Source organism: Streptomyces sp. CBMA29 (genome assembly GCF_014596445.1).
Lineage (GTDB): Bacteria > Actinomycetota > Actinomycetes > Streptomycetales > Streptomycetaceae > Actinacidiphila.
Genome location: NZ_MECL01000212.1, coordinates 34,349 through 40,618, shown reverse-complemented (window position 1 = coordinate 40,618; position 6,270 = coordinate 34,349). Strand labels below are relative to the sequence as shown.

The following is a 6,270-nucleotide window of genomic DNA, read 5'->3' as shown; positions in this document are numbered from 1 at the left end:
GCGACCACGCAGGCGACGCCGCTCCAGCCCGCGCGCGGCAGGGCGCGCCCGAGCAGCGGCACGCTGAAGAGCAGGGCGAGCGGCAGTTCCAGGATGAAGACGGGCTGCGCGAGGGCCAGCGGTCCCGCCACCAGGGCGAGGGCCTGGAAGGCCGCCGCGCCCGCGACGCCGCAGATGCCGAGCAGCCACACCGGCTGCCGGATCATCGCGAGCATCTGGCGCGGGCGCATCGCGTCGTTGGGCGGCACGGCGAGCGCGGCCTTGCGCTGGAGGACGGTTCCCACCGCGTTGCTGGCCGCACCGAGCAACGCGAAGAACACACACAGCACCAGCAGGGTCGGCCTCCCGTGACGTAACTCCCCTGGCGCAGCGTAGGCGGCGGGCGACGGCGACGCGCACGCGGGTGGGGGTCACGGGCCCGGCTTCACCCGTTCGCGGGGGCGGCCCGGTGCTCCCGCCTTCGCGGGAGCACCGGGCCGCCGTCACCGTGGGTTCACGGTGAGGGGATCACCGGCTCAGGGATAGGACACGACATTGCTGGGGGTGGTGTTGGACGCGGTGACCGCTCCGGTGTCGTTGATGACGTGGGTGATGGTGCCCACGCCGCCGAGCGAGACGGTCAGCGCGCTGTGGAATTTCACGCCGGAGGTGTTGGGCACCTCGAACGCGTGGTAGCTGTTCACCGCGGGGTTGACGTTGAAGTAGCAGTAGCTGCCGAGCCCCCACGCCTCATGGGTGGTGACGTTCGCGCCGACCTTGTAGGCGGCGTATCCGTTCTGCCCGTTGGGGTTGGCCCAGGCGGCCTGGTTCGGCGGGTCGTACGGCATCTCGTTCTGGAAGAAGATCGTCTTGCCGCCCTGGCCGTTCCAGACGACCTCGTACTTCTGGTAGTGCTCGACGAACAGTCCGGTCGCGAGCACATTGGCGCCGTTGACGATCAGGCCGGTGTCGGCGGTGTTGGACGTCCAGCCGACGCCGCTGCCGTGGTCGGCCCGCCAGGCCCAGATGTGGTCGATGATCGTGTTGGCGCTGTTCACGATGAGGCTGGTGGTGGCCTTGCCCGCGACCTGGCCGCCGATCCGGAAGAAGACGTCCTGGATGGTGGTCGGGTTGGCGGCGTGGCTCGCGGTGGAGCCGGAGGGGCCGACGGTCAGCAGCGCGGCGGAGTTGGTGGTGCCCGCGTCGAAGAGCAGACCCTTGAGGCGTACGCCGTCCACGTCGGCGACCTGCATGGCGTTGACGCCGTTGTCCGGGATGAACGTCGGGTAACCGATGCCCAGGATGGTGGTGTTTGCCTTGGTCACGTTGAGCGTCTGGTTGAGGTGGTAGACGCCCGGGGTGACGAAGAGGTTGCAGCCCTGGGACAGGGCGGTGTTGATGGTCGCGGCCGTGTCCCCGGCCTTGACCACGTAGAACTGGCTCATCGGCAGCGAGGTGCCGGGGGTGCTGCCGTTGGCCCAGCTCGGTCCGGAGGCGTTGGTGCGCAGCGACGGCAGGAAGACCCGGTACTTGCCCGCGCTGTCGACGTACAGGTACGGCACGTCGCGGGAGACCGGGGTGGTGGCCAGCGTCGTCTCCGGCGGGTTCGGGAAGGTGTTGGCCGGGGCGCCGTTGACGCCGGAGAAGACCATGTTCCACACGCCGCCCGCCCAGCTCCCGAGGTTGCTGTCGCGGGTGTACCACTGCTGCTGCGAGACGGACGCGGCCTGGCCGCTGACCTTGGTGTCGGCGATGTAGCCACCGCTGGCGTAGCCGTAGCTGGCCGGGTAGAGCGCGAGCCCGCCGTGCACGTCGATCCGGCGGAAGGGCGCGGCCTGCGCGACGGCCCAACGGTCGGTGCCGCTGGAGGGGTTGATCGCCAGGTTCTCCGCCGACCGCCAGAAGTTCTGGGTCGCGTTGCCCGCGTCGGAGGCGTTGAAGGCGTCCACGGTGACGTCACCGTTGATCGTGACGTCGTCGGGGTTCTGGCCGAGACCGGCCACCGAGGTGTAGAAGCCGACGTTGTCGGACACGTTGTACGTGCCCGGCTTGAAGAGCTGCGCGACCCGGTTGTTGCTGAACTGCGCGGTCTGGGTGTCCTTCTGCTGGGCGAACTGCGCGTCGAGCTGCGCCTGGATGGTGGCGCTGGACATCGACGGGTCGTAAATGTGGACGTTCGACCCGAAGTTGGGAGTGTCCGACTGCGTCGGGCAGCTCGCCGAGGTCGAGCCGATGGTGTAACTGGCGGTGGCCACGGCCGAGTTGGTGGACCCGGACTTGATGCCGATCGCCTTCACCGTGGTGCTCGCCGAGATGGTCAGCGGCGCGCTGTAGAGCGCGGAGGAGGCGGTCGGCGTGGAGCCGTCCAGCGTGTAACGGATGCTCGCGCCCGAGGTGGCGTCGGATATCGTCACGCTCTGCGCCGAGCTGAAGGTGCCGCCCGCCGGGCTGAACGTCGGTGTGGCGACGGTCGTTCCGGTGCCGCCGGTACTGCCGCCGGTCGTACTGCCGCTGCCCTGGGTGTAGGAGAAGTGCGGCGTGTCGTACTGCGGGCCGCTCTTCTCGTACGTGAACCAGTAGGTGAGTACGGTGCCGGTGGTGAGCGAGCTGACGGTCTGGGTCCAGACGCCCGCGTTGTTGGCCATCCGGACGTTCTGCTGATTCGCGTTGTTGACCAGGTAGTGGACGTCGACGTAGGCGGCGGCCGTGGTGGGTTTGAACGTGATCTGCGCCTGCGTGGAGTTCAGTTGGGCGACGCTCTGCGTGTAGTCGGACGCGTCCGCCGAGGCGGTTCCGACGGTCTGGGTGAGGCCGATGATCCCGGCCAGAACGAGGACGAGGGCCCCGAGCAGGGCGACCACGCGTCGCTGCCGACGCGGCGTGCCCTCGGTACGGGCCGGGAGGATGGATCTGCGCATGTGTGGGGGTCCTTTCGCCTGGGTTCGCGAAGTGAACACCAGGGTCAGCGCGGAGATGTGGGGGTGGATCGCGCTCGGCACTGCACATTCAGAGCCAAGGTCCCGCCTTGGCCCTTTGATTCAGTCTCTTGAAAACGCTCTCAATCTGCGGATGGCGGTAATCCCGAATCCGTAAGGCAGTGTCAAGTGGCCATGGCGAGCCGTCAAGCACATGCACCGGATTCACACAGTGAACGATTCGAGTGAGGCAGGCGGGAGGTGTGGGATCCGTGGTGCGCCGCCCCCGGGTCACGCCGCCCCCGGTCACGCCGTGCCCGCGTCGTCACGGGCCAGGAACGGGCGCAGGAGCGCGAGCAGGGCGCGCGGCCGGTGCAGCGGGATGATGTGGCCGCAGTCCTCGATGAGGTGTGCGGTGAGATCGTCGGCCAGGGGACGCAGTTGGCGTGCGAGCACGTCGCCGACCGGCTGGGCGCCCAGGGCCATCGTCGGCACCGTCAGGCGGCGGGCGGCGACCGCCTGACCGATCCGCGCCGCGCTCTCGGGCAGGGCGCGGTAGTACGAGAACGCGCGGCTCAACGCCTCGCGGCCGGTGTACGCGCGCACGAACGCCTCCCGAAGGGCCGGGCGCACTCCCTCGCCGAGCGTGCCGGAGCGCAGGAACCAGTCGACGTATTCGGCTTCGTGGCCCTCCAGCACGGTCTCGGCGAGGCCGGGTGCCGCGCGGTGGAAGCCGAACCACCACGGCGGTCCGTCGGCGAGGAAGTCCTCGGCGCCGGGCAGCGCGCCCAGCAGGGATTCCATGACGACCAGGCGGCGGACGAGATCGGGGTGGCGCAGCGCGAGGAGGAAGGCCGCAGGGGCGCCCGCGTCGATGCCCACCACCGCGGCCGAGGAGACGCCGAGAGCGGCGAGGAGCGCGGCGGCGTCCTCGGCTAGGGTGCCCGCGTCGTACCCGGACGCGGCCGGACCGCTCGCGCCGAAGCCGCGCAGGTCGGGCGCGATGACGCGGTAGCGGCCGGCCAGATCGGCCATGACGTCCGTCCACACCTCCCAGGTGTGCGGGAAGCCGTGCAGCAGCAGGACGGCGGGACCCGATCCGGCGAGGGCGACGTTCAGTTCGACACCGTTGACGGGCAGGCGGCGCAGTTCGGGCATGACGGGACTCCAGGAGCGGTAACCGATGGTGACAAGATCACGGTAGGGAACTAGCCTGGTCCGCCCAAGACGGCACTTTCCCCTCAGGTGGTGAGCCCCAGGTGACCACGTCCAGGCCCGACGAACCGGCCGAGCCCGGCCCGCGGCCCGGCGACCGCGGCGACCTGCTGGATCCGTGCTGCCCGACCCGTCAGCTGCTCGACCGTATCGGCACCAAATGGACGTCGCTGACGGTCAAGACGTTGGCCGAGCAGGCTCCGGGCGAGGTTCGCTTCGCCGAACTGCGGCGCCGTATCCCCGGCATCTCGCAGAAGATGCTGTCCGCCACCTTGCAGAGCCTGGTCCGCGACGGCCTGGTCACGCGCCGCGTGGAACCGACGGTGCCGCCCGCCGTCCACTACCGCCTCACCGACCTCGGCCTGTCCCTCGAACGCCCGCTCGCGACCTTGCGCGACTGGGCCGAGACCCACATGCCGGAGATCGACCGCAACAATCGGCTCGCCAGCGGGCCGGCTACCGACTAGAGGCCGCGCGGCCGACGGCGACCGGCGCCGTCGCTCATCGCCGGGGGCTCAGGCCAGCCACCGACAGGTCGAAGAGTTGGCGGGCGCGGGCGGCGGGGTCGGGGGCGTGCTCCGTGGCCAGGGCGATACCGACCAGCAGGGTGATCAGGTCGAGGGTGGTGACGTCCTGCGCCACCGCGCCGTCCCGCGCGGCGCGCAGAAGCAGCGGGCCCGCCGCTTCTTCGAGCGTGGCCGAGCAGCTGTTGTTGTGCACCGGGTCGGCTCCGGCGGCGTCGTAGGACAGCGCGGTGGCCAGGCCGCGGGCGCAGACGCAGTAGGTGAGGACGTCGCCGAGCCACTCCAGCAGCGCGTCACGGCTCTCGCCTTGGCCGGTCAGTTCGTGGGCGCGGACGCGCAGGGCCTCGATCCGCTCCCGGGAGACCGCCTCCAGCAGCGCTTGCCGCGTGGGGAAGTGCCGCCGCACGGTCGCGGAGCCGACACCCGCCGTGCGGGCGATCTGTTCCAGCGAGGCGTCGGCGCCGTGGGCGGCGACCTCCCGCTGGGCCACGGCGAGGATGCGCGTGTAGTTGCGCCGGGCGTCGGCGCGCTGGCCATCCGGCATGGCCTACCTCCATGGTTGCCAAGTGGCGGGGTCCGCCATATCGTACCCGGAAGAGAAACGGCGGGCCCCGCCGTTTAGTCTCCGAGTACCCGAGCACACGAGCACCCGAGGAGCATCATGTCCGCACGCCCCGCACCGGTCCTGGTCACCGGCGCCACCGGCCGGCAGGGCGGAGCCACCGCCCGCGCCCTGCTCGCGTCCGGTGTTCCGGTCCGCGCCCTGGTCCGCGATCCGGCCACCGCACGGGCCAAGGCCGTCGAGGCGCTCGGCGCCGAACTGGCCACCGGCGATCTGCGCGACCGCGACTCCGTGGTCCGGGCCGCCGAGGGAGTCCGCGCCGTCTTCTCCGTACAGATGCCCGAGATGACCGCGGAGAGCTTCGACTTCGAGGGAGAGGTGACTCAGGGCGTCAACCTCGTCGAGGGCGCGAAGGCCGCGGGAGTGCCGCAATTCGTGCACACCTCCGTGACCGGCGCCGGTCAGCACACCGAGACGCCCGGCTGGGCCGAGGGCCGCTGGCGTTCGATGGAACCCGTCCTGGGCGCCAAGAGCGCGGTCCAGGACGCGGTCCGCACGGCGGGTTTCCCCCGCTGGACGCTGCTCAAGCCCGGCTTCTTCATGGAGAACTTCCTGCCGTCCATGGCGTTCCTGTTCCCGCGCGGCGTCGAGGGCGGCCTGGTGAGCGTCCTCAGGCCGGACACCCGTCTGTCGCTGGTCGCGGTGGACGACATCGGCCGCGCCGCCGCGGCGGCCTTCGCCGAGCCGGAGCGGTTCGACCGGGTCGAACTGGAGCTGGCCGGAGAGCATCTGTCGATGACTCAGATCGCCGACGTCCTCTCGCGGGTCCTGGACACGCGCCTGCCCGCGCCGGACATGACAGAACAGGAGGCGCTCGCCGCCGGAATGCCGGCCATGGGCGCTTCGCACGAATGGCTCAACGCGGTCGGCCAGCCGGGCCGCCCGCGGTACGCGCGGGACCTCGGCATCCCGCTCACCGGCTTCGAGGAGTGGGCGCGGCAGCACATGGTGGCCGCGGCCTGAACCGGACCGCGAGGCGCGCGGACCCGCACGGCGACCGGCCCTGAAGAGGTAT

5 protein-coding genes and 2 pseudogenes are annotated in these 6,270 nt (G+C 70.8%); 2 read left to right on the top strand and 5 right to left on the bottom strand.

Annotated elements, in window-relative coordinates; all coding sequences use genetic code 11:
• The 4 genes and pseudogenes from BGM09_RS28440 to BGM09_RS28430 form a co-directional block, all read right to left on the bottom strand.
• Window positions 1–335, bottom strand: a pseudogene (locus tag BGM09_RS28440) (hypothetical protein); the annotation flags it as partial.
• 180 nt (window positions 336–515) lie between these two features.
• Window positions 516–2,393 (bottom strand): chitobiase/beta-hexosaminidase C-terminal domain-containing protein, encoded by a 1,878-nt coding sequence (locus BGM09_RS28435; RefSeq protein ID WP_411158377.1) that lies wholly within the window; start codon window positions 2,391–2,393, stop codon window positions 516–518.
• A 135-nt stretch (window positions 2,394–2,528) separates the two neighbouring features.
• A pseudogene (locus tag BGM09_RS39235) lies at window positions 2,529–2,897 on the bottom strand (hypothetical protein); the annotation flags it as partial.
• A 303-nt stretch (window positions 2,898–3,200) separates the two neighbouring features.
• Complete coding sequence (locus tag BGM09_RS28430; protein ID WP_188284577.1) at window positions 3,201–4,052, bottom strand: alpha/beta fold hydrolase; 852 nt, start codon at window positions 4,050–4,052, stop codon at window positions 3,201–3,203.
• A 101-nt stretch (window positions 4,053–4,153) separates the two neighbouring features.
• On the opposite strand from BGM09_RS28430, the gene BGM09_RS28425 reads away from it, so the two are divergent.
• Entirely contained in the window at window positions 4,154–4,576 is a 423-nt protein-coding gene (locus BGM09_RS28425) for a winged helix-turn-helix transcriptional regulator (RefSeq protein WP_188284576.1), read from the top strand.
• Window positions 4,577–4,610: 34 nt separating this feature from the next.
• Here BGM09_RS28425 and BGM09_RS28420 read toward each other — a convergent pair whose 3' ends face one another.
• Window positions 4,611–5,177: a TetR/AcrR family transcriptional regulator gene (locus BGM09_RS28420; RefSeq protein ID WP_188284575.1), complete on the bottom strand. Its 567-nt coding sequence runs from the start codon at window positions 5,175–5,177 to the stop codon at window positions 4,611–4,613.
• Window positions 5,178–5,294: 117 nt separating this feature from the next.
• Between BGM09_RS28420 and BGM09_RS28415 the strand changes: the two genes are divergently transcribed.
• Complete coding sequence (locus BGM09_RS28415; RefSeq protein WP_188284574.1) at window positions 5,295–6,218, top strand: NmrA family NAD(P)-binding protein; 924 nt, start codon at window positions 5,295–5,297, stop codon at window positions 6,216–6,218.
• The last annotated feature ends 52 nt before the right edge of the window (window positions 6,219–6,270 follow it).

What these genes read in the sequence shown, in the direction of transcription:
- BGM09_RS28420 (WP_188284575.1), bottom strand. Translation starts at nt 5,177, where the DNA reads ATGCCGGATGGCCAGCGCGCCGACGCCCGGCGCAACTACACGCGCATC.
- BGM09_RS28430 (WP_188284577.1), bottom strand. Translation starts at nt 4,052, where the DNA reads ATGCCCGAACTGCGCCGCCTGCCCGTCAACGGTGTCGAACTGAACGTC.
- BGM09_RS28415 (WP_188284574.1), top strand. Translation starts at nt 5,295, where the DNA reads ATGTCCGCACGCCCCGCACCGGTCCTGGTCACCGGCGCCACCGGCCGG.